Consider the following 25,565-nt stretch of genomic DNA (forward strand, 5'->3'; position numbering starts at 1 on the left):
AGACGGAAGAGGCCGCTCCGGGGTTGCTTTTCTCCCGGGAAACCGCAGGGCCTCCCGTGGGATACTCGGTCTTTGTCGGAACACCCAAGTTCACCTCCCAGCGCGCCCCCGGGCGCGACCTCACAGGAACGGCAGCTCATGGCCTCGGTCCCTTCCCTCGCTTCTTCCGTCAACCAGCGCGTCGCGGACGCCCTCGCCTCCGCCCTGCCGGAGGCCGGTGCCACCGACCCGCTGCTGCGACGTAGCGACCGGGCCGACTTCCAGGCCAACGGCATCCTGGCGCTCGCGAAGAAGGCCAAGGCCAACCCGCGCGAGCTGGCGGCGGACGTGGTCGGCGCGATCCCGACCGGTGACCTGATCCAGGAGATCGAGGTCTCCGGACCGGGCTTCCTCAACATCACGATCACCGACCGGGCGATCATCGAGACTTTGGCCGCCCGCGCCGCCGACGACCGCCTCGGCGTCCCGCACGCCGCGAACGCCGGCACCACGGTGATCGACTACGCGCAGCCCAACGTGGCCAAGGAGATGCACGTCGGCCACCTGCGGTCCGCCGTCATCGGCGCCGCGATGGTCGAGATCCTGGAGTTCACGGGCGAGAAGGTCATCCGTCGCCACCACATCGGGGACTGGGGCACCCAGTTCGGCATGCTCATCCAGTACCTCCTGGAGCACCCGCACGAGCTGGACCACAAGGCCGACGTCGCCGCCGGGGACGTGGAGGTCTCCGGCGAGGAGGCCATGTCCAACCTCAACCGCCTCTACAAGGCCTCGCGCGCCCTCTTCGACTCCGACGAGGAGTTCAAGACGCGCGCCCGGGCCCGGGTCGTGGACCTCCAGGCCGGGGAGCCCGAGACCCTCGCGCTGTGGCAGCGGTTCGTGGACGAGTCGAAGATCTACTTCTACTCCGTCTTCGACAAGCTGGACATGGACATCCAGGACCCGGACGTCGTGGGCGAGTCCGGCTACAACGACATGCTCGCCGAGACCTGCAAGCTGCTGGAGGACTCGGGCGTCGCCGTCCGCTCCAACGGCGCGCTGTGCGTCTTCTTCGACGAGTACAAGGGCCCGGACGGCAACCCGACGCCCCTGATCGTCCAGAAGTCGGACGGCGGCTTCGGCTACGCCGCCACCGACCTCTCCGCCATCCGCAACCGTGTCGGCGAGCTCAAGGCCGACACCCTCATCTACGTGGTGGACGCCCGCCAGTCGCTGCACTTCAAGATGGTCTTCGAGACGGCCCGCCGCGCCGGCTGGCTGAACGACGAGGTCAAGGCCGTCCAGCTGGCCTTCGGCACCGTCCTGGGCAAGGACGGCAAGCCGTTCAAGACCCGTGAGGGCGAGACCGTCCGGCTCGTGGACCTGCTGGACGAGGCCGTCGAGCGGGCGACCGCCGTCGTGCGCGACAAGAGCGAGAAGATCGGCCTGACCGAGGAGGAGATCGTCTCCAACGGCCGGTACGTCGGCATCGGCGCGGTCAAGTACGCGGACCTGTCCACCTCCGCCGGCCGCGACTACAAGTTCGACCTCGACCAGATGGTCTCGCTGACCGGTGACACGTCCGTGTACCTCCAGTACGCGTACGCCCGTAACCGCTCGATCCTGCGCAAGGCGGGCGAGACCCGGCCGGTCGCGCACCCGGAGCTGGCTCTGGCCCCGGCCGAGCGCGCGCTGGGCCTGCACATCGACCAGTTCGGCGAGGTCGTCGCGGACGCGGCCGCCGAGTACGCCCCGCACAAGGTCGCGGCGTTCCTCTTCCAGCTCGCGACGCTCTACTCGACCTTCTTCGACCAGTGCCCGGTGCTGAAGGCCGACACCGCCGAGCAGATGGAGAACCGCCTCTTCCTCTGCGACCTGACCGCCCGCACCCTCACCAAGGGCATGGCGCTCCTGGGCATCCGCACCCCCGAGCGCCTCTGACGGCCCCCGGGGCCGTTCAGAGCGCCTCCGCGACGGCTCCGGGCAGCCAGTCGGCCGTGCGGGAGAAGGCGAAACCCAGCTCCAGCGCCCGGTCGTTGCGCATGGCGTAGTGCCGTTCGAAGGAGAACGGGCTCGCCTCCCCGCCCGCCGCGACGGTCCGGTACACGGGCCGCCGCCCGGTCTGCCCGGCGATCACGGCCACCAGGTCGCGCACGTCGAGCAGACCGTCGGAGCAGGCGTTGACCGCGCCGGTGAAGCCGGTGGCCGTCGCCGCCCACAGCAGCAGCTCCGCCAGCTCCCGGTAGTGGATGAACACCGTGGGCAGCGCCCCGGCGTGCACGGCGATCTCCCGGCCCCCGGCGACCCGCTCGACGTAGTACGCCAGGCGTCCGGTGAACTCCCTTGCGCCGCCGCCGAGTACGTGCGCGCTGCGCACGCAGGCGAACGCGAACCGGCCCTCGCGGGTGAAGACCGCCTCCGCCTGGCGCTTGCCCTCGGCGTAGTGCGCCTCGCGGTAGGCCGCGTCCTGCCAGGGCAGGTCCGTCCGCACCGGCCCGCCGGCCGGGTCCACGAGGTCCTCCGGCACGGGGGTGCCGGGCGCGAGGGTCGCCACCTCCCCCGGCGCGGCGGTCGCCGGGTCGTACACCTCGATCGTGGACGTCATCACGTACCGCCGGGTGCGCCCGGAGAAGGCGCGGACGGCGATCGAGGCCTGCACGGGGGTGTAGCAGACCTGGTCGACGACCACGTCGAAGGCGCGGCCGGCGAGCGCGGCGGTGAGGGCGGCCTCGTCGTCGCGGTCCACGACGAGGTGCTCGACGCCCTCGGGCGGCGGGACGGAACCGCGGTTGATCACCGTGACCCGGTGTCCGGCCGCGTGGAGCAGCTCGACCAGGAGCTTCCCGAAGTACCGGCTCCCGCCGATGACGCAGACGCGCCGCGGGACTTGGTGCGCACCGGACGTGTGCGTGCCGGAAGTGCGTGTACCGGAAGTGCGCGTACCGGGCGGGCGTGTACCGATCTTGTTCATGCCGTCATCCTGGAGACGTACCGTCCCCGGCAGAAGTGCCCACTTCCTGCACGCGCGTAAAGGAAAACTGTTGATCGATGTGCAGCGGCTCCGCGTCCTGCGGGCGGTGGCGGAGCACGGCAGCTTCAACCGGGCGGCAGCGGCCCTGCGCCTCACCCCGTCGGCCGTCTCCCAACAGATAGCCACCCTGGAACGCGGCCTGGGCGCGCGGGTCGTCACGCGCAGCACGCGCGGGGTCACCCTCACCCCCGCCGGACGGATCATGGTCGGCGCGGCCGAGTCGGTCGCCGCCGAACTCGCCCACGCCAGGCAGCAGGTCGACCGGCTCGGCACGGGCCGCACCCGGCTCACCATCGCCACCTTCACCAGCGGCGGCAGGCTCCTGCTCCCCGGCGCGCTCGCCGAGCTGACGGCGGCCCACCCCGACACGGTGGTGCACGTCGGGGAGGGCGAGCCCGAGGAGAGCCTGGCCCTGCTCCGCCGGGGCGCCGTGGACCTCGCGCTCGCCTACCACTTCGACGGCCCGCTGCCGGGGCGCCCGGGCCAGGGCCCCGCCCTGGAGTGGACCCCCCTCATGGAGGACCCCCTGTACGTCGTCCTCCCCGAGGGGCACCCGCTGGCGACCCGCGAGGCGCTCGACCTCGCCGAGCTGGCCGCCGAACCCTGGGTGCTCGGCTGCCTGAAGACCGAGGCGTACCTGCGTCGTTACGCCGAGCGCGCCGGCTTCGCCCCCCGGGTGCACGGCACCACCACCGACTACTTCTTCGCCCGCTCCCTCGTCGCCGCGGGCCTGGGCCTCTCGCTGGTCCCGTCCATCGCCCTCGCCCCGCGCGTGCCGGGCCTGCGCACCGTCCCCGTCGAGGCGCCCACCCCCACCCGGCACATCGGTCTCGCCACGATCGGCCGCCGCCGCGACCAACCGGAGGTCGCCACCCTGATCCGCGCCCTGCGGGAACAGGCGGCCGCACCGGCCGAGTCCCCGATGTGAGGCGGGACGACGTGACGCGGAACGCTGCGACGCGCAAGGATGTGACGCGGAACACAGGGAACGTTCCGCCCCCGCGCCCCCTCTCCCTGGCGTCGGTTCCCGACACCGCGTCCGACACCGAGGGGGAGCACATGAACGACACCACCCGCCGCAGCCTGGGCACGGGGCTCGCGGCCCTGCTGGCCGTGGACGGCCTCGTCCACCTGTACTGGGCCACGGGGCGGACCTGGCCCGCCCCCGACGCGCACGCGCTGTCCCTCGCCGTCCTGGGCACCGCGGTCTCCTTCGCGCCGCCCGTCGTCCTGCCGCTCGCCGCACTCACCCTCACCGGCGCCGCCGCCGTCCTGGCCACCACCCACCGCCGCGGCGGGCCCGCGACCCGCCTGGTGACCGGCGCGGTCGCCGCCGGGCTCGCGGTCCGGGGCCTCGCGGGCCTGGGGTGGGTCGCGAAGGTCGTCGACAGCCCGCCCGGGCCCTTCTACGCCCTCAACCTCGCCCTCTACACCCCCGCCTGCCTCGGCTTCGGCTGGGCCGCCGCCCGCCTGGCACGCGCCCGGTGAGCCCCGAGGAACGCGAACGCGCGGTCGCCCTCGCCCGCGCCGCCCGCGCCGGCGACACCCTCGCGATGCACGACCTTCTGGACCACCTCACCCCGTTCGTCGCCCGGATCTGCGCCCCGATCGCCCTCGCGGACGGCCCGGACGCCACCCAGGAGGCCCTCATCGCCGTCTTCGGGGCGCTGAGGACGCTGCGGGACCCCGAGGCCCTGTACGGGTGGGTGCGGGCCATCGCCGTCCGCGAGGCGGTGCGCACCGCCCGCCGCGCGGCCCGGGCCCACCCGGCCGAACTCGCCGACGTCCCCGAGCGCGGCGACCCCCAGCTCGCCGCCGACATCGACGACGTACTGGCCCGCCTGTCCCCCGACCACCGGGCGGTGCTGGTGCTGCGGGACATCGAGGGACTGGACGAGGAGGCCGCCGCGGCCGTCCTCGGAGTACCGCCCGGCACCGCCAAGTCCCGGCTGCACCGGGCCCGTACGAGTTTCCGGAAGGCGTGGTCCTCATGACGTACGCGATCGACACGGTCGCCCGGCTGCGGGTGATGGCGGCCGGCGTCCCGGGCGCGCGGGTCGCCGAACGGGTGCTGCCCGCCGCCCCGGAGACGGTCTGGGCGGTGATGGCCGACCTGGAGGGCGAGTTCGGCCGGTTCCAGCCGGACATGCGCTCGCTGCGGGTGCTGCGGGTGCGCGGCGACCGGGTGGAGGCGCTGGCCCGCAGCAAGTACGGGCTGCGGGCCCACTTCCGGGGGGTGCTGCGCCCGGGCTGGTGCTGGCTCCAGAGCCGCTTCCTGATCATCGGCATGGCGGCGGCCCCGGAACCGGGCGGGGGCACCCGCGTGGCCCTGACGGGCGGGGTACGGGTCCCGGGCCGCGCGGCGATCGTCCCCCTGGGCACGGCCGGCGAACTGGCCCGAGCGATGTCCCGGCTGGCGCAGCGGGTCGAGGAGGTGCGTCTCTAAGGCACGTCCAGCTCGCACCACACCGTCTTGCCGGGGCTGCGCAGCCCGACACCCCACCGGTCGGCGACGGCCGCAACGAGCAGCAGTCCCCGCCCGCACTCGGCGTCGTCGCTCCGGCCCCCGATCCGGGGCCGTCCGCCGCCGCTGTCGTGCACCTCCACCCGGACCACCCCGCCGAAGCGCAGCAGCCGCAGCCGGTAGCCCCGGCCGGGCGGGACGCCGTGCAGCAGGGCGTTGGTGGCCAGCTCGCTCACGCACAGCAACACGTCGTCCAGGCGGCCCACGACATCCCACGCGTCGAGGGTCGCGGCGGCGAACTGCCTGGCGGCACCGACGGTCTGGCGGCTGCGCGGATAGAACCGGTCCCGCACCAGGGCGGGTTCATTCGTCACGTTCACCTGACGAGGGTCGCGGTGTGTGACTACCGTGCTGCAGTACGCCTATCCGTACTGACCATCCAGTACGGATGGGTACGGGTAGTTCGCTTGTGCAGGTGGGGAGTTCAGGTCCATGCCACCAAGGAACAGGGTGCGGCCCAACGCGACGGCGATGAGGATGGTCGGCGCCCAAGTCGCCGCCGCCCGCGTCGCCAAAGGACTGACTCAGCGGGAGCTCGGAAAGAGGGTCGGGCTCCAGGAGGAGAGCATCGCCTCCATCGAGCAGGGCAGGCGCCCCTTGATGCCCGACGTGGCGGCGCTGATGGACGCCGTGCTCGGGCTGCCCGGCTTGCTCGCCGTCGCGGCCGACCGGCTGCCCCAGATGGACGTGATACCGCCTTGGGCGGAGCCGCTGATGAGCCTGGAGAAGAAAGCCCTGGCCTTGTCCTCGTACGAGAACCAGGTCATCCCGGGTCTGCTCCAGACCAAGGCGTATGCGGAGGCGGTCTTCCGCAGCCGCATCCCCATGTACACCGACGACGAGATCGCCGACCAGACGGCCGCCCGGATCGACCGGCAGTCGGTCCTACACCGCGAGAAGCCGATGCTGGTCAGCTTCGTCATCTGGGAGCCGGCCCTGAGGGGCCCGCTGGGCGGTCCGGAGGTCCTGCGGGAGCAGCTCCAGCACCTGGTGACCTGCTCACGGCTCCCCGGTGTGATGATCCAGGTACTGCCGCTGGACCGGACCGCCCACCCGGCCCTCGACGGACCGTTCGTCCTGCTGGAAACGCCGAACCACGAGCACATCGCGTACGTCGAAAGCCAACGCGGCAGTCTGGTCGTCTCCGACCTCGATGAGGTCAGCATCATCGCCCAGAGGTATGCGATGCTGCGGACACAGGCCCTCAACCCCGACGAGACCAGGGACCTGTTGAACCGGCTGCTAGGAGATCCATGAGCACCGAACTCACGTGGTTCAAGTCCAGCTACAGCGGCAGCGACGGCGGCAACTGCGTCGAAGTGGGCTACGCCTGGCAGAAGTCGACGTACAGCGGTGATGAGGGCGGCCAGTGCGTCGAGGTCGCGCCCTGCGCCGACCAGGTACACGTGCGGGACTCGAAGGTCCCGCACGGTCCCGTCCTCACCCTCTCACCGGCTACCTGGACCCGCCTCGCTCACTGGGTCAGCGGGTAGGAGTGCCGGCCCGACTCCGCGTCGATCTCGGTGTGGGCCTTGTCCAGTAGCTGCGACGCGAGATCCATGAGCGCGCGTGCGCCCGCGATCTCCTCACCGACGCGGAGCTGGTCCGTGTCGGACGGATGGCGCATGGCGTAGCCCCGCGCCCGCAGTTCGGTGCCGTCCATGAGCCTGAGCAGGGCTGCCGCGCTGGTGCGGTGGCCCTCCTCGGTGAATTCCATCTCCACATGCCACCCGGCGAGCGTGGCCATGAGGCATCACCTCCAGAGGTCGACCTCTTCCCTCCAGGGTGCGCCCACCCCTTGGCTTACGGCCAGTCGACCATGCCGTGGAAGAGCACCCAGGCCAAGGCGACGGCGGTGGGCGCGAGCGCGGCCACGAGCACGCGCTTCGTGGCGTGGCGTCGCTGCCAGGGCAGCGCCCATGCCGTCACCACTAGGACGAGCGCCACGGCCAGCCCGACCTGGAGCACCGTGAAGGCGGTGGCGAAGCTGTCGTCGAAGCGGTGGGCCACCTCGCCGTCGCAGGAGTCGCAGGCCATCGGGCTGATACCGGCGAAGAACAGCGCCACCAGGCCGAGGGGCAGCGTGATCAGGGTCGTCACCAGCGGCGCGACGAAGGCGCGGCGGTCACGGGCGGTGCGGATGGTGACGGCGGTGGCGTTTTGCGTCATGCCCCCATCAAGCCACCCCAGGGGCCCCCGGCGCATGAGTGCCCGTACTCATCCCCGGGGGGCCGCCCCACCCAGGCCTGGCGGGGCGGCGTCGGGGGGCGGGGGGTTGCCCGCCCCGCTACCCGGCCCGCTTCAGCGCTCCCGGCCCAGCCACTGCGCGACCTCGGTCGCCCAGTACGTGAGGATCGTGTCCGCGCCCGCCCGCTTGATGCCGAGCAGCGTCTCCATGACGGCGCGGTCGCGGTCGATCCAGCCCTTCTCGGCTGCCGCCTCGACCATCGCGTACTCGCCGCTGATCTGGTACGCGGCCACCGGCACGTCCACCGCCTGCGCGACCCGGTACAGGATGTCCAGGTAGGGGCCCGCGGGCTTGACCATGACCATGTCGGCGCCCTCCTCCAGGTCCAACGCCAGCTCCCGCAGGGACTCGCGCGCGTTCGCCGGGTCCTGCTGGTAGGTCTTGCGGTCGCCCTGGAGGGAGGAGGCGACGGCCTCGCGGAAGGGACCGTAGAACGCCGACGAGTACTTCGCCGTGTACGCGAGGATCGACACGTCCTCGTGGCCCGTCTCGTCCAGCGCGTCGCGGATCACCCCGACCTGGCCGTCCATCATCCCGCTGGGCCCGACCACGTGGACACCCGCGTCGGCCTGGACCTGCGCCATCTCGGCGTAGCGCTCCAGCGTCGCGTCGTTGTCGACGCGGCCGTGCTCGTCGAGGACACCGCAGTGGCCGTGGTCGGTGTACTCGTCCAGGCACAGGTCGGACATGATCACGAGGTCGTCGCCCACCTCGGCCTTCACGTCGCGGATCGCGACCTGGAGGATGCCGTCCGGCTCCGTGCCCGCCGTGCCCAGCGCGTCCTTGTTCTCGTCCGTCGGGACACCGAACAGCATGATCCCCGAGACGCCGGCCGAGACGGCCTCCACGGCCGCCTTCCGCAGGGTGTCACGGGTGTGCTGGACCACGCCCGGCATCGCCGAGATGGGCAGGGGCTCAGTGATGCCCTCGCGCACGAAGGCGGGGAGGATCAGGTCCGAGGGGTGCAGGCGGGTCTCCGCGACCATTCGTCGCATCGCCGGGGTGGTGCGCAGCCGGCGGGGGCGCGAGCCGGGGAAGGATCCGTACGTGCTCATCTTGTAGTCGCCTCTTCGAGCATCGAGAACAGTCGGCATCCAGCGTAGGCCGTGCCCGCCCGCGTCCCCGCGCCACACCCCGCGCCGCGCCCCGCCCGGGTACGACGCGGGGCCCGGACGCGTCGCGTCCGGGCCCCGCGCCTCACCGCTGTCGCCGTCAGGTGGTCCGGCGCCGGCGCGCGCCCGGGCGGCGTTCGCTCGGCCGGTACACCGACTCGCCGGCCTCCTTGGCCGCCTCGCGGCGCGCGGCCCCGTACTCGGCCAGGGCCTCGGCCAGCTTGCCGACGCTCGGCTCGGGGGAGAGCACGTCGACCCGCAGGCCGTGCTCCTCCGCCGTCTTGGCCGTCGCCGGGCCGATGCAGGCGATCACGGTCACGTTGTGCGGCTTGCCGGCGATCCCGACGAGGTTGCGCACCGTGGAGGACGAGGTGAAGAGAACGGCGTCGAAGCCGCCGCCCTTGATCGCCTCTCGCGTGTCCGCCGGCGGCGGCGACGCGCGCACCGTCCGGTAGGCGGTGACGTCGTCGACCTCCCACCCGAGCTCTATCAGGCCCGCGACCAGCGTCTCGGTCGCGATGTCGGCGCGCGGCAGGAAGACGCGGTCGATCGGGTCGAAGACCGGGTCGTAGGGCGGCCAGTCCTCCAGCAGCCCGGCAGCCGACTGCTCGCCGCTCGGCACCAGGTCCGGCTTCACACCGAACTCGACCAGCGCGGCGGCCGTCTGCTCGCCCACCGCGGCGACCTTGATGCCCGCGAAGGCGCGCGCGTCGAGCCCGTACTCCTCGAACTTCTCCCGCACCGCCTTCACGGCGTTGACGGAGGTGAACGCGATCCACTCGTAGCGGCCGGTGACCAGGCCCTTGACGGCCCGTTCCATCTGCTGCGGGGTGCGCGGCGGCTCCACGGCGATGGTCGGCACCTCGTGCGGCACGGCGCCGTACGAACGCAGCTGGTCGGAGAGCGAGGCGGCCTGCTCCTTGGTACGCGGCACGAGCACCCGCCAGCCGAACAGCGGCTTCGACTCGAACCAGGCCAGGTCCTCGCGGCGCGCGGTGGCGCCGTGCTCCCCGACCACGGCTATGACCGAGCGCGAACCCTCGGGCGAGGGGAGCACCTTGCCCTGCTTGAAGACCTGCGCGATGGAGCCCAGCGTCGCGCTCCAGGTCCGCTGCCGGGTCGTCGTACCGGCGACGGTCACCGTCAGCGGGGTGTCGGGCCCCCGTCCGGCGCCCACCAGCTCCGCGGCGGCGGCCGAGACCGTCTCCAGCGTCGCGGAGACGACGAGGACGCCGTCGCTCGCGCCGACCTCGCTCCAGCAGCGCGCCGAGGCGGTGCGGGCGTCCAGGAAGCGCACGTCGGCGCCCCCCTGGCCGCGCAGCGGCACACCGGCGTAGGCGGGCACGCCGACGGCGGTCGCGACTCCGGGCACCACCTCGAAGGGAATGCCCTCGGTGGCGCAGACGAGCATCTCCTCGGCCGCGTTGCCGTCGAGCCCGGGGTCTCCGGTGACGGCACGCACGACCCGCCTGCCGGCCCGTGCGGCCTCCATGACAAGATTGGTCGCGTCGCGGATCACCGGCACCCCGGCGGCTGCTGACATTTCGTCAGGTACCGTCAGCTGCGGCGTGTCGACACCGGCGCGCGCGTGGGTGCGGACGACCTCCAGCACCTCGGGCTCCGCGATCAGCACATCGGCCGAGGCGAGCGCCTCCACGGCGCGCAGCGTCAGCAGACCCGGGTCGCCGGGACCGGCGCCCAGGAACGTGACGTGCCCGTGGGCGGCGACCGCCGCGAAAGCGGAGGGGGTGGGACTTGAGGGGTTCAAAGCGATCGCTCCCCCATCAGACCGGCCGCGCCCTTGGCCAGCATCTCGTCCGCGAGTTCGCGGCCGAGCGCCATGGCCTCGTCGTAAGACTGGGGCACGGGACCGGTGGTGGACAGCTGCACCAGCGTCGAGCCGTCGAGGGTTCCGACGACTCCGCGCAGGCGCATCTCATTGACAATCTGCCCGTCGGCCAGCAGGTCGGCGAGCGCGCCCACGGGGGCGCTGCATCCGGCCTCCAGGGCGGCGAGGAGGGACCGCTCGGCGGTCACGGCGGCCCGGGTGAACGGGTCGTCGAGCTCGGCGAGGGCGGCGATCAGGGCCGTGTCCGACGCGAGGCACTCCACGGCCAGGGCTCCCTGACCGGGTGCGGGCAGCACGTTGTCCACGGACAGCAGGTCGGTGGCTTCGTCCCCGCGCCCGATCCGGTTCAGCCCGGCGGCGGCCAGGACGACCGCGTCGAGCTCACCGGCGCGCACGTATCCGATCCGGGTGTCGACGTTCCCGCGGATCGGCACGGTCTCGATGACCTTGCCCAGGCTCTTGGCGTAGGCGTGCAGCTGCGCCGTGCGGCGCGGCGAACCGGTACCGATCCGCGCGCCGTCGGGCAGCTGCTCGAAGGTCAGGCCGTCACGGGCGACGAGCGCGTCCCGCGCGTCCTCCCGCTTCGGCATGGCCGCGATCACCAGTTCCCCGGGCTGCGTGGTCGGCAGGTCCTTGAGCGAGTGGACGGCGAAGTCCACCTCGCCCCGCGCCAGCGCGTCGCGCAGGGCGGTGACGAATACGCCGGTGCCCCCGATCTGCGCCAGGTGCTCCCGGGACACGTCACCGTAGGTCGTGATCTCCACGAGCTCGACGGGTCGGCCGGTGACCGCCCGTACCGCCTCGGCGACGTGCCCGGACTGCGACATGGCCAGCTTGCTGCGTCGCGTGCCAAGCCGGAGGGGCTGGTCGGGACGTGTGTTCATGATGCCCGTCCTGGGTCGTCGTTCTTCGGATCGGCCGCGTCCGCCCGGCTGACGGAGGCCACCGTCTGAGGGTCGAGGTCGAAGAGTTCACGCAGCGCCTCCGCGTACCCGGCGCCGCCGGGCTCGCTCGCGAGCTGCTTGACGCGCACGGTCGGCGCGTGGAGGAGCTTGTCTACGACGCGCCGCACGGTCTGCGTCACCTCGGCCCGCTGGCGCTCGTCCAGGTCCGGCAGGCGTCCGTCCAGCCGTGCCACCTCCATGGCCACCACCTCGGCGGCCATGGCGCGCAGCGCGACGACGGTGGGCGTGATGTGCGCGGCCCGCTGTGCCGCGCCGAAGGCCGCCACCTCCTCGGTGACGATCGCCCGCACCGCGTCGACGTCGGCCGCCATCGGGGCGTCCGCCGAGACCTCGGCGAGGGACTCGATGTCGACGAGCCGCACGCCGGGGAGCCGGTGCGCGGCGGCGTCGATGTCGCGCGGCATGGCCAGGTCCAGCAGCGCCAGCCGGACCGGCCGGGCGTCGACCTGGCTCCGGGCGCCCTTGCGGGGCTGCCGGTGCGCGGCGGCCTCGCCCTGGTCGGCCCAGGTCCCGTGCAGTTCTAGGGAGTTGGCGTCCACGCCGGTGAGCGCGGACCGCCCGTCGGGGCCCACGGGGCACTCGTCCGCCTCGGCGGGGGCGCTGGTGAGCACCCGCACGGCGCCGGCGTCGGCGAGCCGTCGCCCGCTCTCGGCGGCGGCCACGAGCCGCGCGAGCACGTCCCGGTCCAGCCCGGCCACGTCCGGCCCGGCGGGGGCAGCCGCGGTGGGGGCGGCGACGGCGGGCGGGGTGGGGGGCACCGGGTCGGGGGCGGCGTCCCGGGAGACGGCGGCGAGCACGTCGTCCGCGGTCAGCACCAGCCCGGTCGCCCCGGTACAGGAGACGACCACGTCGACCAGGGCCAATTCGTCGGCGACCGAGGCCATGGGAACGGCCCGCGCCGCCACCCCGGTGCCCGAGGCAACCAGAATCCCGGCCAAACGCTCCGCACGCTCCGCGGTCCGGTTCGCCACGACGATCTCGGCGACACCGACCCGCGCCAGCGTGGCAGCGGCCAGCGACGACATCGAACCTGCGCCGATCACCAGCGCCCGCTTGCCCGCCGCCCACGCGGAGACCTCGGCCCCCATCGACAGCTGCTCCAGGCCGAACGTCACCAGCGACTGCCCGGCCCGGTCGATCCCGGTCTCCGAGTGCGCCCGCTTGCCGACCCGCAGGGCCTGCTGGAACAGGTCGTTGATCAGCCGGCCCGCCGTGTGCTGCTCCTGCCCCAGCGCCAGCGCGTCCTTGATCTGCCCGAGGATCTGGCCCTCGCCGACCACCATCGAGTCCAGCCCGCACGCCACCGAGAACAGGTGGTGCACGGCCCGGTCCTCGTAGTGCACGTAGAGGTACGGGGTGAGCTCCTCCAGCGCCACCCCGCTGTGCTGCGCCAGCAACGTCGACAGCTCGGCCACACCGGCGTGGAACTTGTCCACGTCCGCGTACAGCTCGATGCGGTTGCAGGTGGCGAGCACCGTCGCCTCCGTCGCCGGCTCGGCGGCCAGGGTGTCGTGCAGCAGCTTGACCTTGGCGTCGGCGGACAGCGAGGCCCGCTCCAGCACGCTCACCGGCGCGCTGCGGTGGCTCAGCCCTACGACCAGCAGACTCATGCCGGCATCACCGCCGGGACGTCACCCTCGGGGCCGCCCTTGCGGACGGTCGGGGAGGGGGCGGCGGTCGCGGCGGCCACCGGGCCCTCGGCGGTCACCTGGCCCTCGGCGGCGCCGGTCGCGGAGCCCGCGGCGGCCGCCGCTTCCTCGCCGGCCTTGCGCTGCTCGTGGAACGCCAGGATCTGGAGCTCGATCGACAGGTCGACCTTGCGCACGTCGACGCCGTCCGGCACGGACAGCACGGTCGGCGCGAAGTTCAGGATGGAGGTGACGCCGGCGGCGATGAGCCGCTCGCTCACCTGCTGCGCCGCGCCCGCCGGAGTGGCGATGACCCCGATGGAGACGCCGTTCTCCTCGATGATCTTCTCCAGCTCATCGGTGTGCTGCACGGGCATGCCGGCCACGGGCTTGCCCGCCATCGCCGGGTCGGCGTCGATCAGCGCCGCGACGCGGAAGCCGCGCGAGGCGAAACCGCCGTAGTTGGCCAGGGCCGCGCCGAGGTTGCCGATGCCGACGATGACGACCGGCCAGTCCTGGGTGAGACCGAGTTCGCGGGAGATCTGGTAGACGAGGTACTCGACGTCGTAGCCGACCCCGCGCGTGCCGTACGAGCCGAGGTAGGAGAAGTCCTTGCGGAGCTTGGCGGAGTTGACGCCGGCGGCGGCGGCGAGCTCTTCGGAGGACACCGTGGGCACCGATCGCTCGGAGAGCGCGGTGAGGGCACGCAAGTACAGCGGAAGCCTGGCGACAGTGGCCTCGGGAATACCTCGGCTGCGGGTCGCCGGTCGGTGAGTTCGGCCAGTTGCCACGATGCTCCTGCGGGATGAGCGGGGCTGCAGGCGGTCACTTGTCCCAAGACCGCCCCGTCGGAAAGCAGGCTATGTCTTTGTGAACGCGTGCACAAAGATTGTGTCCGCTTTGTCCGTCCAAAGTGACCGGGGTCACGCGGTCCGGCCGCCGTGGGGCGGAACCGGGAACAGACCGAACCCGTTCAAATACGGAGGGGGGCAAAGCGGTACACACTCCTCATCGATACGCACCCGAGCCCCCACAAATCGCCCATGATGGTAACCGTCCGGGCGGTCAGCCCTCCAACGCCCGGCGCAGCCGCTCGGGGTTCACCTTCCAGAAGGTGTGCTGTTCCCCGTCGACCAACACCACGGGGATCTGCTCCCAGTGCAGCCGGTACAACTCCGCGTCCTGCGAGATGTCCTTCTTCTCCCACCGCGCCCCGGTCTCGGCGCAGATCTTCTCCACCACCTCCTGGGCGTCGTCACACAGGTGGCATCCCGGCTTCCCGATGAGCGTGACCAGCCGCTCCTCGGGGCGCTTCTTCTCCTTGCGGCGCAACAGAGGACTCATGCCGTCATTGTCCCGCGCCGCGCGACCGCCGCGGACGGCCGGCCAAGGGGCGCGGGAAGGGACGGGAAGGCGGCGGAGGAAGGGAAGCGAAGCGAAGGCGGCGGGACGGCGGCGGGGAGGCCGCGCGGAGGCGGTCGTTCCGCAGAGTTCACGCCCGCGTTCCCCTTCGGTTCGGGAACTCCCGAACACAATGGCTATGCTCACGTCATGGCCGCTCTGGGATGGCTCACCCCCCGTAGGCGCTCCGCCACCGCGCGGAGCGTGCTGGCAGGCGAGGCCTCGGCCGAGGCCGCCCGCAAGAGCGCGCAGGACGAGGCGCCACCTCTCCACCGAGCGCCGCAAGCGGTCCCCGGGAAGACTCCCGGCAAGACCGCCGAGAAGGCTCCCGAGAAGCCCGTCGAGCCCGAGTTCCCGGTCCGGGGCGACGACCTCGCCGCCGCCTTCTTCGACCTCGACAACACCGTGATGCAGGGCGCCGCGATCTTCCACTTCGGCCGTGGCCTCTACAAGCGCGAGTTCTTCCGCCGCCGCGAACTGGCCCGCTTCGCCTGGCAGCAGGCCTGGTTCCGGCTCGCCGGCGTCGAGGACCCCGAGCACATGCAGGACGCCCGCGACAGCGCGCTGTCCATCGTCAAGGGCCACAAGGTCTGCGAACTCATGTCCATCGGGGAGGAGATCTACGACGAGTACATGGCCGAGCGGATCTGGCCGGGCACCCGCGCCCTGGCCCAGGCCCACCTCGACGCCGGCCAGAAGGTGTGGCTGGTCACGGCCGCCCCCGTCGAGACCGCCACGATCATCGCCCGCCGCCTCGGTCTCACCGGCGCCCTGGGCACCGTCGCCGAGTCCGTCGACGGCGTCTACACCGGCCGCCTGGTCGGCGAGCCCCTGCACGGCCCCGCCAAGGCGGAGGCGGTGCGCGCCCTGGCCGCCGCCGAGGGCCTCGATCTCGAACGCTGCGCCGCCTACAGCGATTCGCACAACGACATCCCGATGCTGTCACTGGTCGGGCATCCGTACGCGATCAATCCCGATACAAAACTGCGCAAGCACGCCCGGGAACACGACTGGCGCCTGCGCGACTATCGGACCGGCCGCAAGGCCGTGAAGGTCGGCGTCCCGGCGGCCGCCGGAGTCGGCGCGATCGCGGGCGGCACGGTCGCGGCCATCGCCCTGCACCGCCGCCGCAAGTAGCCCCACGGCGCCCACCGCCTTCCGGGCGGCCCCCCACGCGCAACCCCGCACCCCTACCCGCGCCGTCGGCGCGGCACTCCGGCATGCCCGACTCGGTCGGGCAGCACCCTGGAAGCGCCCATTCCGCGTACCCAACCGATCAGGAACCGATCACCAACTGCGACTGAATATGCCCTCGGTACGCAACAGAAGTGTCGGAACCGGTGATTTGAGCAACTGGGTGTAGCGCTGCCTGTACGAAGCGTTATTCTCCTCAAACGCATGCCACCGACCATCTGTCGCCACGACGGGTGAACGGTCCCGCACTGCACGTGATGGAAGCTCTGCCTCTGGGAGTCCCGTGTACCCACCTGTCGGGGTTGACGCCTCGGGCCTGGCTACGCTGCGCGCAACGGTCCTCGACCACCTGCGCGGCTTCGTCCCCACCGCGTACGCCGTCCCCGCCCTCGCCGCCGCGGTCCCTGCCGGCCTCGGCCCGGCCGGTCCTTGCTACGCCCTGACCGACGGTGGGGCGACGGTGGGCAGACGCGGTCGCGCGGGCGGTGCGGGCACCGCCACCGGCACGAGCGCGCCCGCCGCCCGCCGCCCCACCGCGGACAGCGACCAGGCCCGCATGATGGACCTGGTCGAACGCGCCCAGGCCGGCGAGGCCGACGCCTTCGGCCGGCTCTACGACCAGTACAGCGACACGGTGTACCGCTACATCTACTACCGCGTCGGCGGCAAGGCGACCGCGGAGGATCTCACCAGCGAGACCTTCCTGCGCGCACTGCGCCGCATCTCCACCTTCACCTGGCAGGGCCGCGACTTCGGGGCCTGGCTGGTGACGATCGCGCGCAACCTGGTCGCCGACCACTTCAAGTCCAGCCGCTTCCGCCTGGAAGTGACCACGGGCGAGATGCTGGACGCAAACGAGGTGGAACGCTCCCCCGAGGACTCCGTCCTGGAGTCCCTCTCCAACGCGGCCCTGCTGGAGGCCGTGCGAAAACTCAACCCGCAGCAGCAGGAGTGCGTGACCCTGCGCTTCCTTCAGGGCCTCTCGGTCGCCGAGACGGCCCGGGTGATGGGCAAGAACGAGGGTGCGATCAAAACGCTCCAATACCGGGCGGTCCGCACCCTGGCCCGCCTCCTCCCGGACGACGCCCGCTGACCGCCCCCTGACCGCCTCCCGACACCACCTCCCTTGATGACTCCGATGCCGCTGTGGTCCGATCATCCTTCGTCCGTAACCCAAGTGCCGCGCCGCTCGTTGTGCGGAATGCAGGCTCCCTGTGGACATGCCCTGCCCGAAGCCGCTCACTCGAAAGTGTGGATGTGCTCAAGGAAGGCAACCTTCCGGACACCTGGGGGAGTCGATCGTCATGACGAGAGGAGGTGCCGCCAGTGATCGCGAACGTGACTCCGCACCGGCGGGCGAACGCCTTCGCCCAGGCCCTGGAGGAGCGGACCCCGTCCGACCTTTCGGAACCGGACCCGGCGGCCGAGCAGTCCGAGGCACCTGCCGAATCTGCCGACCACGACCGGTTGTTGGCCCTGGCGAACGTGCTCGGCGAGAGAATGCCGCGCCCGGTGCTGGACCCCGAGGTCAAAGTGGTGCAACGAGCACAGCTCGTCGCCGCCATGGAAGCCTTGGTGATGGAGGAGAGGGCCGGGGGCGGTGCCACACCGGACCCTCAAGTGCCCGAACAGCGGACCGGCCGCGGCGCCCACCGGGCGACCACGCTCCGGAAATTGCGGCCCCGCTCCCGCTGGTCCAAGGGCATCGCAGCGGGCGGCCTCACCGTGGGTGTGGCCGCGGGGGCCTTCGGCGGAGTGGCCGCTGCCAGCACCGACGCCCTGCCCGGTGACTCCCTCTACCCCGTCAAGCGGGGCATGGAGGACATCAAGCTGGGCATGGCCGACGAGGACTCGGACCGGGGCGAGCTCTACCTCGACCAGGCCTCGAACCGGCTGTCGGAGGCCCGCAGACTCATGGAGCGCGGCCGGACCGGCGTCTTGGACCACGAGTCCCTGGGCGCGATCCGCCGAGCCCTGGCAGGGATGAGCCACGACGCCGCGGAAGGCCACCGGCTGCTCCAGGCGGCGTACGAGCGGGACGGCTCGCTCGTCCCGATGCAAATGCTGTCCTCGTTCTCCCGCTCCCATCGCGACGCGTGGGGCAAGCTCCGGGACAAGCTCCCGGCGCAGCTCACCGACGTCGGGGGCGAGGTCGAGTCGGTCTTCCAGGCCATAGACGAAGACGTGGCGCCCATCCAGAACCTGCTGCCCAAGCCCCCGGAGCAATCCCGGGGTGCCACGGGCGCCCAGGCGAAGCCGAGCGCCTCCCCCGGCAAGCAGCAGTCCGAGCCCCCCGCGGGCCACCCGGCGGCGTCCCCCCCGAGCGCGCCCCCGTCAGCGGCCTCCAAGCCCCCCACCACCCCCGGCGGGCTCCTGGGCGGCACCGGCGACCTGCTCCACCCGCCGGCAGATGGCCACTCCGAGCCGCCTCCCTCGGGCGCGGCACCGGAACAGCCCCAGCCCGACATCACCCTCCCGCCCCTCCTGCCCGGCCTGCTGCCGGGCCTGGGCCTCAAGGCGGAGGACACCGAATAACGCGAAGCGGTGCCCGGCGGACCATCCCGCCGGGCACCGCTTCGTCATGTCCGTGTCGTGTCAGGAAGAAGACCCGTCGGGTCTAACCTGTCGGGTCTAGAAGAAGACCGACCGCCGCTGCACGAGCAGCCGGTACAAGGTGTGCTGTATCTGCTCCCGCACCTGGTCCGTCAGGTTGAACATCAGCATCGGGTCGTCCGCCGCCTCCGCCGGATACCCCTCCGTGGAGATCGGCTCCCCGAACTGGATCGTCCACTTCGTCGGCAACGGCACCATCCCGAGCGGCCCCAACCACGGGAACGTCGGAGTCACCGGGAAGTACGGCACCCCCAGCAGCCGCGCCAGCGTCTTCGCGTTGCCGACCATCGGGTAGATCTCCTCCGCCCCGACGATCGAACACGGCACGATCGGCGTCCGCGCCAGCAGCGCAGTCGACACGAACCCGCCACGGCCGAAACGCTGGAGCTTGTACCGCTCCCCGAACGGCTTCCCGATCCCCTTGAAGCCCTCCGGCATCACCCCGACGAGCTCCCCGGCCTCCAGCAGCCGCTGCGCGTCCTCCGAGCAGGCCAGCGTGTGACCCGCCTTGCGCGCCAACTCGTTCACCACGGGCAGCATGAAGACCAGGTCCGCGGCCAGCAGCCGAAGGTGCCGCTCCGCCGGGTGGTGGTCGTGCACCGCCACCTGGAGCATCAGCCCGTCCAACGGCAACGTCCCCGAGTGGTTCGCCACGATCAGCGCCCCACCCTCCTTCGGGATGTTCTCGATGCCCTTGACCTCGACCCGGAAGTACTTGTCGAACAGCGGCCGCATCAAGGACATCAGGACCTGGTCCGTCAGCTCCTTGTCATAGCCGAACTCGTCGACCTCGTACTCCCCGGTGATCCGCCTGCGCAGGAACGCCAGCCCACCCGCGATCCGCCGATCCCAGTCACCCGACCGGCCCCCGGGCCCGAGGGCCGCCGCGCCCTCCCCGGCCTGAACGACCTCCTGGGCCCGCTCCGGCACGGACCGGGCCACCGGCTCCCCGGCCGGCGGAGCCACCCGCACCCGCCGCGGCGACCGCCGTCGCGGCCGCTCCTCGTCGAAAGGGATGACCTTCGCGTCCGCCACTATCGCTCCGCTCCCTCAGCCGCCGGCCCGACACCCGACAGATCCACATTCACCATCCCGGCCACCCGGTCCACGGCCCGCCCCACCCGCTCCGGCGGCAACAGCCCGCTCCCCCGGCTCCGCGCGAAGTCCGCGAACGTCTCGGCCGTCGTGTACATCGGCTCGAACCCTAGGGTGGACCGCATCTGCGTGGTCTCCACGACCCGCCCGTGCGTCAGCAGCAGGATCTGTTCGGGCGAGAACTCCGTCACCCCGATCGCCCGCAGCGCCGACCCCACCCACGTCACCGCGGGCATCACCAGCGGCACCGTCGGCCTCCCCAGCCGGCGCGCGCACTGCGACAACAGCAACACCCCGTCACCCGCGATGTTGAAGGTACCGCTGTTCAGCGTTCCCCGCTCCGGCTCGCCGGCCGCCAGCCGCAGCACGTCCACCACATCGTCCTCGTGGACGAACTGCAAGCGCGGGTCGTACCCCAGCACCGTCGGCATCACCGGGATGGAGAAGTACTCGGCCAGCGCCGAATCCGCGTAGGGCCCCAGGATGTTCGCGAACCGCAGCACGCACACCGCCACGTCCGGCCGCCTGCGCGCGAAGCCGCGTACGTACCCCTCGACCTCCACCGCGTCCTTCGCGAAGCCGGCCGCGGGCAGCGACTTCGGCTGCGTGGTCTCGGTGAAGACGGCCGGATCGCGCGAGGTGCCCCCGTACACACTGGTACTGGACTTCACCACGAGCCGCCGCACCGTCGGGGACTTCTGGCAGGCCCCGAGCAGCTGCATCGTCCCGATGACGTTCGTTTCCTTCACGGTGCTGCGCGCACCGCCACTGCCCGCGCTGCCTCCCGTCACGGCGAGGTGCACCACCGTGTCGACGGCGTGCGCGGCCAGCACCCGGGCGATGGCCGACCGTCTGATGTCCGTACGGACGAACTCGGCCGAACCGAGCGGGTGCGCGGGATCCACCGAATCCACCGCGATCACCCGATCGACATCCGGCTCGCGCTGGATGCGGCGTACGAAGCGGCTGCCCAGCTGTCGGGCAGCCCCGGTGACGAGAACGACCTTGCCCACGAGTTCAGCGCCTCCCTCGAAGAAGTCCCCCGGCTACACCGCAGCCCCTCCACCAGGATGGTGGAGGGGCTGCGGAGAACACGTACAGCTGCCGTTTACTTCTTGTTACGGCGCTGGACGCGGGTGCGCTTGAGCAGCTTGCGGTGCTTCTTCTTGGCCATCCGCTTACGCCGCTTCTTGATAACAGAGCCCACGACTACCCTCGCTCACTTCTCGGAACATCCCCGCGCCAGCGGGGATCGGTGCGGGGCGTCTGGGCCCACACGACCTACGTCGGCCTAGCCTACCCGCCCGAGCTCTGAGCTTGTAATCCGAGGGCAACCCGAGAGTCATCTCAAGCCGACTCCACCCCCACATAGGACTCTCGGAGGTACTCGTGCACCGCGTTCTCGGGGACCCGGAAGGACCGGCCCACCCGGATGGCGGGCAGATGACCGTTGTGCACCAGGCGGTACACGGTCATCTTCGACACTCGCATCACCGAGGCGACCTCCGCCACGGTCAGGAACTGAACCTCACTGAGAGGCCTCTCGCCAGCAGCCATGACACACCTTGACCTTCCGCACATGACGGGCACCGGCTTCCCCTCCGGTTACGCCCCGTCGTCGCACGCTCACTCCCCAGAGTAGGGGCGTGTGATACGAGTGGGGAAGAGGAGCTACGGCCACTCCTGACGCCGCGGCAGACCCGCCCGGTCCACGACGTAGCGAGTGAGGGGCACATAGAAGTCCGAGGACACCCCGTCGTCAAGCGGAACCGTCACCGCGACCCGCCCCTCGGCCTCCCCCACGAACAGCGCGGGATCGTCCGTATCCGCCAACCCGATCGCGTCCACACCCAACTGACCTGCACCGCAGACCCACCCGTGGTCCCCCACCACCAATTCCGGCAACGGACCGCCGGCATCCGCCAGCGCCCCCAAGGCGACCCGAACCGGCAGCGGCGAATGGGTGTGCGCGCCGGTGACACTCGCAGCCGGCCGCGCGCCGGGTTCCCGCACCAGTGCGACCCCCCGTACGTAATCGATGCGGTGCTCCCGTACGCCGAACCGGGTCGCCATGTCGACACGCACCCCCTGCGCCGGGGTGAGGACAACACAGCCCGCCGCCGACAGGGCCCACGCCAAAGTGGCGTAGAAGTCCAGGAGCCGGTGCGGGTGCCCCGTCCCCAGCAACACGGGCGACCGCAGCCCGGCCGCCTCCCCCAGCCGCGCCGCGAAAGCCTCCAAACCCGCCAGCGTCCGCTCCGGATCGATCACGTCCGGCCCGCTGACGTGCGCCGGATCGGCCGAGACCCCGCACCGCTCCGCCATCAGCCGCAGCAGATCGCCCTGGGCCCAACGCCACTGCGGCTCCAGACCCAACAACACCCGTGGATCACCCGCCGCGAACAGCCGGTAACTGCGCAGGCTCTCCTCTCGCGAGGTGGCGACGGGCCCGGCCAACCGGGAGGCCAGCAGATGCGCACGCAGCGCGCCGGTGCTCAACACCCTCCGATGCTGCCGCACGGAACCCGGGACATCGGCAATTCCGCCGAACGGGCCCACCGTTGGCGTAACGATGCCTCGCCCCTAAACGAGCATCCCGCGCAACGGGAACACCGCCCGTCGCGTCGCCAGGACGGCTTGATCCGTACCGTCCGCCGGGTCGTAACCCGCGTCCCAGTCCAGCCATCCGACCGTCCGGCCGTCCGTCATCCGCAACGGACCCGACTGCCGGGTCCGCGCGTACACCTCGCTCAGCCACTCCCGCGGCACGACGTCGGCCGGATCGACCGGCCGGTGAGCGGCGATCCCCACCAAGTGGGTCCACGAGCGCGGTACGACGTCCACCACCGCGTAACCACCGCCCCCCAGGGCGAGCCACCGGCCGTCCGCGTGCTCGTGCGCCAGCCGGTGACATGCCTCCTGGACGGCCCGCTGCGCGTCCAGCGACACCGCCAGATGGGCCAGCGGGTCCTCGAAGTGCGTGTCGGCCCCGTGCTGGGACACCAGCACCTGGGGCCGGAAGTCCGCGAGCAGCTCCGGCACCGTCGCGTGGAAGGCGCGCAGCCAGCCCTGGTCCCCGGTCCCGGCCGGCAGGGCCACATTGACCGCCGAGCCCTCGGCGGCCGGACCGCCCGTCTCCTGCGGCCCCCCGGTCTGCGGGAAGAGCGTGCGCGGGTGCTCGTGCAGGGACACCGTCAGCACGCGGGGGTCGTCCCAGAACGCGGCCTGCACCCCGTCCCCGTGGTGCACGTCCACGTCCACGTACGCGACGCGCTCGGCGCCCAGCTCCAGCAGCCGGGCGATCGCCAGCGCCGCGTCGTTGTACACGCAGAACCCGGCCGCGCCGCCCGGCATCGCATGGTGCAGGCCACCCGCGAAGTTCACGGCGTGCCCGGCCTCCCCCCGCCAGATGGCCTCGGCCGCCGCCACCGACTGCCCGGCGATCAGCGCCGACGCCTCGTGCATCCCCCGGAAGGCCGGATCGTCGACGGTCCCGAGCCCGTACGAACCGTCGGCCACCCCGGGGTCGGCGGACACCTCCCGCACCGCGGCGACGTAATCCTCCCGGTGCACGAGACGCAGCGTCGAATCCCCCGCGGCGCGGGCCGCCCGCACCTCCATGGCCCGATCCAGCCCGAAGGCCCGGACCAGACCCATGGTCAGCGCCAGGCGCACCGGGTCCATCGGATGGCCCGGTCCGAAGTCATACCTCGTTACCGCCTCGTCCCACATCAACAACCCGGTCACCGGCTCGCCGCTCATGCCCGACACCGTATCGGGCGCCGCCGACGCCGAAGGAACGGGCGTAGAACAGCGTGACCAACACCAGCACCATCGGCACCAGCATCGCGCCCCGGTAGCTCCAGGCATCCCCGATCGCGCCCACCAGCGGCGAACCGACCAGGAACCCGACGTAGTTGAATATGTTCAGGCGGGCGATGGCCGTGTCCGAGGCCCCCGGGAACAAGCGGCCCGCCGCCGCGAAGGTCTGCGGCACGATCACGCACAGCCCGATCCCCAGCAGCGTGAACCCGAGCATCCCGGTCCACGCCCCGGGCGCGGCGGCCACCACCGCGAACCCGCCGGCCGCGACCACCGTCCCCGCCCGAACCACCGCGACCGGCCCGAACCGGCGTACGCCCAGGTCCCCGACGGCCCGCCCCAGCAGCGTGGTCACCATGTACACGTTGTACGGGACCGTCGCCAGCTGCTCCGAACTCCCCAGCACGTCCTGGAGGTACTTGGCGCTCCAGTTGGAGACGGTCGAGTCCCCGATGTACGCGCACGCCATCACCAGGCACAGCGGCAGCAACAGCCCGAACCCCCCGACGCCCAGGCCCTTCGCCGCTTCCCCGCCCGCCACCGGGTCGGCATCCCGCCCCGGCCCGCGCCGGTCCACGTAGAACCGGCTGCCCGCCAGGGCCGCCGGCAGCAACAGGACGACGGCCGGCAGGTAGCTCACGAAGAGTCCCAGATGCCAATGGGCCCCCGCCCAGGCGGCGGAGGCCCCTACTATCCCGCCCAGGCTGTACGAGGCGTGGAACCCGAGCATGATGCTGCGGCCGTACGCCCGCTGGAGACTCACCCCGAGCATGTTCATGGAGGCGTCGAGCGCCCCGACCGACAGCCCGAACGCCCCGAGCGCCAGGGCCACGTGCCACATCTGCCCGCCGGCCCCGACCCCGAGGAGGGCGAGCAGCACCAGCGGCTGCGCCCAGCGCAGGACCACGCCGGGCGCGACCCGTTTCACCACGTGCTCGGTCACCACGCTGGCCACTCCGGCGAGGATCGGCACGGCGGCCAGGAAGGCGGGCAGCAACCCGTCGGATATCCCGTACTGGTCCTGGATGGCGGGGATGCGCGTCACCAGCAGGGCGAAGGTCACACCCTGCACGAGGAAACTGAACCCCAGGGCCAACCGGCCACGGCGAAGCCGCACGTCGTCTGTCATGGCGGCTCAGCGTAGGGGCACCGGCTACCGGTGGGTAGAGCGATCACACACCTATCCCACGCCGATCAGCGGTCACCCGCCGCCATCGGTCACTCGTCGATGCCGAGCAGCCGGATCAGGTCCTTCATCTCACCGAAGCAGGCCTTCGTCCCGGCCAACCTGTCGGCGGGCACCATCCCGGTGAACCCGTACACGTCCATCCCGGCGGCCAAGGCCGCCTCCACCCCGAGCGGGCTGTCCTCGACGACCACGCACCGCGCCGGCTCGAAGCCCATCCGCTCGGCGGCGTGCAGGAACAGGTCCGGCGCGGGCTTGCCGCGGCCCACGTCCTGCGAGCTGAAGATCCACTCCTCCTCGAACCACCCGTCGATCCCGGCGGCCCGGTGTCCGACCCTGATGCGCTCATGGCTTCCCGAGGACGCGAGACAGTAGGCGATCCCGTGCGCGGTGAGCGCCCCGAGCACGTCCTCCACCCCGGGGACGGGGCGCAACTCGCGCGCGAACGCCTCGAACGTCCGGGAGTGCAGCTTCTCGTCGAAGTCCTCGGGCAACCGCTGCCCGGTCCGCTCCAACACGAGATCGTGAACCCGGTGTACGGCTCCGCCCATGTAGTCGCGGAGCGACTCGTCGTAGGAGGTCGGATGCCCGACCTCGGTCAGATAGCCGGCGAGAATCCGGTTGGCGAGCGGCTCGCTGTCCACCAGCACGCCGTCGTTGTCGAAGATGACGAGGTCATAGCCCATACGACCACACTACGAGTCGCGGGCTCGGCGACTGCGTGACCCATGCCGCGCATCCGTAGGACGTTTCCCGGCCGGCCGAGCGGTTTCGGTTGCCCGGCCGATACCAAAAGGGTCCGGAACGCGGAAAAGCCCCGCACCGAACCCGGTAAGGGGCTGGTGCGGGGCTTTCCCACAATGATTGTTCGGCGGCGTCCTACTCTCCCACAGGGTCCCCCCTGCAGTACCATCGGCG

28 protein-coding genes are annotated in these 25,565 nt (G+C 71.9%); 10 read left to right on the top strand and 18 right to left on the bottom strand.

Annotated elements, in window-relative coordinates; genetic code table 11:
- Positions 1–138: 138 nt before the first annotated feature.
- Positions 139–1,920, top strand: a complete 1,782-nt coding sequence (gene argS, locus E6R62_RS29745) for an arginine--tRNA ligase (RefSeq protein WP_136216580.1) — start codon at positions 139–141, stop codon at positions 1,918–1,920.
- A 16-nt stretch (positions 1,921–1,936) separates the two neighbouring features.
- Here the strand turns inward: argS and E6R62_RS29750 are convergent, their stop codons facing one another.
- Positions 1,937–2,950, bottom strand: a complete 1,014-nt coding sequence (locus tag E6R62_RS29750; protein ID WP_136216581.1) for an NAD-dependent epimerase/dehydratase family protein — start codon at positions 2,948–2,950, stop codon at positions 1,937–1,939.
- Positions 2,951–3,020: 70 nt separating this feature from the next.
- Here E6R62_RS29750 and E6R62_RS29755 point away from each other — a divergent pair, with 70 nt between their 5' ends.
- The 4 genes from E6R62_RS29755 to E6R62_RS29770 all read left to right on the top strand — a co-directional run bounded on the left by E6R62_RS29755 (position 3,021) and on the right by E6R62_RS29770 (position 5,456).
- Entirely contained in the window at positions 3,021–3,938 is a 918-nt protein-coding gene (locus E6R62_RS29755) for a LysR family transcriptional regulator (protein WP_136216582.1), read from the top strand.
- Between the two features lie 131 nt (positions 3,939–4,069).
- Positions 4,070–4,498, top strand: a complete 429-nt coding sequence (locus E6R62_RS29760; RefSeq protein ID WP_136216583.1) for a DUF3995 domain-containing protein — start codon at positions 4,070–4,072, stop codon at positions 4,496–4,498.
- Positions 4,499–4,563: 65 nt separating this feature from the next.
- The gene (locus tag E6R62_RS29765) at positions 4,564–5,004 is read left to right on the top strand and encodes an RNA polymerase sigma factor (protein WP_136216615.1); all 441 of its coding nucleotides are present in this window, start codon (positions 4,564–4,566) and stop codon (positions 5,002–5,004) included.
- On the top strand, positions 5,001–5,456 hold the full coding sequence (locus tag E6R62_RS29770; protein WP_136216584.1) for a hypothetical protein: 456 nt from the start codon (positions 5,001–5,003) through the stop codon (positions 5,454–5,456). Before E6R62_RS29765 ends, E6R62_RS29770 begins: the two co-directional genes overlap by 4 nt.
- Here the strand turns inward: E6R62_RS29770 and E6R62_RS29775 are convergent.
- Positions 5,453–5,854, bottom strand: a complete 402-nt coding sequence (locus tag E6R62_RS29775) for an ATP-binding protein (RefSeq protein ID WP_136216585.1) — start codon at positions 5,852–5,854, stop codon at positions 5,453–5,455. The genes E6R62_RS29770 and E6R62_RS29775 overlap by 4 nt on opposite strands.
- A gap of 130 nt (positions 5,855–5,984) precedes the next feature.
- On the opposite strand from E6R62_RS29775, the gene E6R62_RS29780 reads away from it, so the two are divergent.
- Both E6R62_RS29780 and E6R62_RS29785 read left to right on the top strand, forming a co-directional pair.
- Positions 5,985–6,791 carry a helix-turn-helix transcriptional regulator gene (locus tag E6R62_RS29780; RefSeq protein ID WP_306432481.1) on the top strand — a complete coding sequence of 269 codons (807 nt, stop codon included), beginning with the start codon at positions 5,985–5,987 and terminating at the stop codon, positions 6,789–6,791.
- Complete coding sequence (locus tag E6R62_RS29785) at positions 6,788–7,027, top strand: DUF397 domain-containing protein (RefSeq protein ID WP_136216587.1); 240 nt, start codon at positions 6,788–6,790, stop codon at positions 7,025–7,027. The genes E6R62_RS29780 and E6R62_RS29785 overlap by 4 nt, the downstream gene beginning before the upstream one ends.
- Here the strand turns inward: E6R62_RS29785 and E6R62_RS29790 are convergent.
- From E6R62_RS29790 to E6R62_RS29825, 8 genes are all read right to left on the bottom strand, one after another.
- Positions 7,009–7,281, bottom strand: coding sequence for a DUF1876 domain-containing protein (locus E6R62_RS29790; RefSeq protein ID WP_136216588.1), 273 nt, complete (start codon positions 7,279–7,281; stop codon positions 7,009–7,011). The two genes, E6R62_RS29785 and E6R62_RS29790, sit on opposite strands and share 19 nt — an antisense overlap.
- A gap of 56 nt (positions 7,282–7,337) precedes the next feature.
- Positions 7,338–7,703, bottom strand: a complete 366-nt coding sequence (locus E6R62_RS29795; RefSeq protein ID WP_136216589.1) for a hypothetical protein — start codon at positions 7,701–7,703, stop codon at positions 7,338–7,340.
- A gap of 132 nt (positions 7,704–7,835) precedes the next feature.
- Positions 7,836–8,837: a porphobilinogen synthase gene (hemB, locus tag E6R62_RS29800; RefSeq protein WP_136216590.1), complete on the bottom strand. Its 1,002-nt coding sequence runs from the start codon at positions 8,835–8,837 to the stop codon at positions 7,836–7,838.
- A 157-nt stretch (positions 8,838–8,994) separates the two neighbouring features.
- The gene (locus E6R62_RS29805; RefSeq protein WP_136216591.1) at positions 8,995–10,662 is read right to left on the bottom strand and encodes a bifunctional uroporphyrinogen-III C-methyltransferase/uroporphyrinogen-III synthase; all 1,668 of its coding nucleotides are present in this window, start codon (positions 10,660–10,662) and stop codon (positions 8,995–8,997) included.
- Positions 10,659–11,627: a hydroxymethylbilane synthase gene (hemC, locus tag E6R62_RS29810; protein WP_136216592.1), complete on the bottom strand. Its 969-nt coding sequence runs from the start codon at positions 11,625–11,627 to the stop codon at positions 10,659–10,661. Before hemC ends, E6R62_RS29805 begins: the two co-directional genes overlap by 4 nt.
- Positions 11,624–13,318 carry a glutamyl-tRNA reductase gene (locus tag E6R62_RS29815; RefSeq protein ID WP_136216593.1) on the bottom strand — a complete coding sequence of 565 codons (1,695 nt, stop codon included), beginning with the start codon at positions 13,316–13,318 and terminating at the stop codon, positions 11,624–11,626. The genes hemC and E6R62_RS29815 overlap by 4 nt, the downstream gene beginning before the upstream one ends.
- Positions 13,315–14,127, bottom strand: a complete 813-nt coding sequence (locus E6R62_RS29820) for a redox-sensing transcriptional repressor Rex (RefSeq protein WP_136216594.1) — start codon at positions 14,125–14,127, stop codon at positions 13,315–13,317. Before E6R62_RS29820 ends, E6R62_RS29815 begins: the two co-directional genes overlap by 4 nt.
- Positions 14,128–14,401: 274 nt before the next feature.
- A complete protein-coding gene (locus E6R62_RS29825) occupies positions 14,402–14,680 on the bottom strand; it encodes a glutaredoxin family protein (protein ID WP_136216595.1) in 279 nt (92 codons plus the stop codon).
- Between the two features lie 207 nt (positions 14,681–14,887).
- Here E6R62_RS29825 and E6R62_RS29830 point away from each other — a divergent pair, with 207 nt between their 5' ends.
- The 3 genes from E6R62_RS29830 (at position 14,888) to E6R62_RS29840 (ending at position 18,466) form a co-directional block, all read left to right on the top strand.
- Complete coding sequence (locus tag E6R62_RS29830; RefSeq protein WP_136216596.1) at positions 14,888–15,874, top strand: HAD family phosphatase; 987 nt, start codon at positions 14,888–14,890, stop codon at positions 15,872–15,874.
- 340 nt (positions 15,875–16,214) lie between these two features.
- A complete protein-coding gene (locus E6R62_RS29835) occupies positions 16,215–17,024 on the top strand; it encodes an ECF subfamily RNA polymerase sigma factor, BldN family (protein WP_136216597.1) in 810 nt (269 codons plus the stop codon).
- A gap of 233 nt (positions 17,025–17,257) precedes the next feature.
- Positions 17,258–18,466, top strand: a complete 1,209-nt coding sequence (locus E6R62_RS29840; protein WP_136216598.1) for a DUF5667 domain-containing protein — start codon at positions 17,258–17,260, stop codon at positions 18,464–18,466.
- Between the two features lie 96 nt (positions 18,467–18,562).
- On the opposite strand, the gene E6R62_RS29845 is transcribed toward E6R62_RS29840, so the two are convergent.
- From E6R62_RS29845 to E6R62_RS29880, 8 genes are all read right to left on the bottom strand, one after another.
- Positions 18,563–19,579, bottom strand: coding sequence for a lysophospholipid acyltransferase family protein (locus tag E6R62_RS29845; protein WP_136216599.1), 1,017 nt, complete (start codon positions 19,577–19,579; stop codon positions 18,563–18,565).
- Positions 19,579–20,652 carry an NAD-dependent epimerase/dehydratase family protein gene (locus tag E6R62_RS29850; RefSeq protein WP_136216600.1) on the bottom strand — a complete coding sequence of 358 codons (1,074 nt, stop codon included), beginning with the start codon at positions 20,650–20,652 and terminating at the stop codon, positions 19,579–19,581. The genes E6R62_RS29845 and E6R62_RS29850 overlap by 1 nt, the downstream gene beginning before the upstream one ends.
- Positions 20,653–20,747: 95 nt before the next feature.
- Positions 20,748–20,846, bottom strand: a complete 99-nt coding sequence (locus E6R62_RS29855) for an AURKAIP1/COX24 domain-containing protein (protein WP_003948845.1) — start codon at positions 20,844–20,846, stop codon at positions 20,748–20,750.
- A gap of 140 nt (positions 20,847–20,986) precedes the next feature.
- Positions 20,987–21,196 carry a helix-turn-helix domain-containing protein gene (locus E6R62_RS29860; RefSeq protein WP_008738568.1) on the bottom strand — a complete coding sequence of 70 codons (210 nt, stop codon included), beginning with the start codon at positions 21,194–21,196 and terminating at the stop codon, positions 20,987–20,989.
- 114 nt (positions 21,197–21,310) lie between these two features.
- Positions 21,311–22,141: a phosphatase gene (locus E6R62_RS29865; protein WP_136216602.1), complete on the bottom strand. Its 831-nt coding sequence runs from the start codon at positions 22,139–22,141 to the stop codon at positions 21,311–21,313.
- 81 nt (positions 22,142–22,222) lie between these two features.
- Positions 22,223–23,371, bottom strand: a complete 1,149-nt coding sequence (locus tag E6R62_RS29870; RefSeq protein WP_136216616.1) for an acetoin utilization protein AcuC — start codon at positions 23,369–23,371, stop codon at positions 22,223–22,225.
- Positions 23,343–24,590, bottom strand: a complete 1,248-nt coding sequence (locus E6R62_RS29875) for an MFS transporter (RefSeq protein ID WP_136216603.1) — start codon at positions 24,588–24,590, stop codon at positions 23,343–23,345. The genes E6R62_RS29870 and E6R62_RS29875 overlap by 29 nt, the downstream gene beginning before the upstream one ends.
- 89 nt (positions 24,591–24,679) lie before the next feature.
- The gene (locus E6R62_RS29880) at positions 24,680–25,333 is read right to left on the bottom strand and encodes an HAD family phosphatase (protein WP_136216604.1); all 654 of its coding nucleotides are present in this window, start codon (positions 25,331–25,333) and stop codon (positions 24,680–24,682) included.
- Positions 25,334–25,565 lie beyond the last annotated feature (232 nt).

Source organism: Streptomyces sp. A1136, assembly GCF_004795055.1.
In the GTDB taxonomy this organism is placed as follows: Bacteria; Actinomycetota; Actinomycetes; order Streptomycetales; family Streptomycetaceae; genus Streptomyces.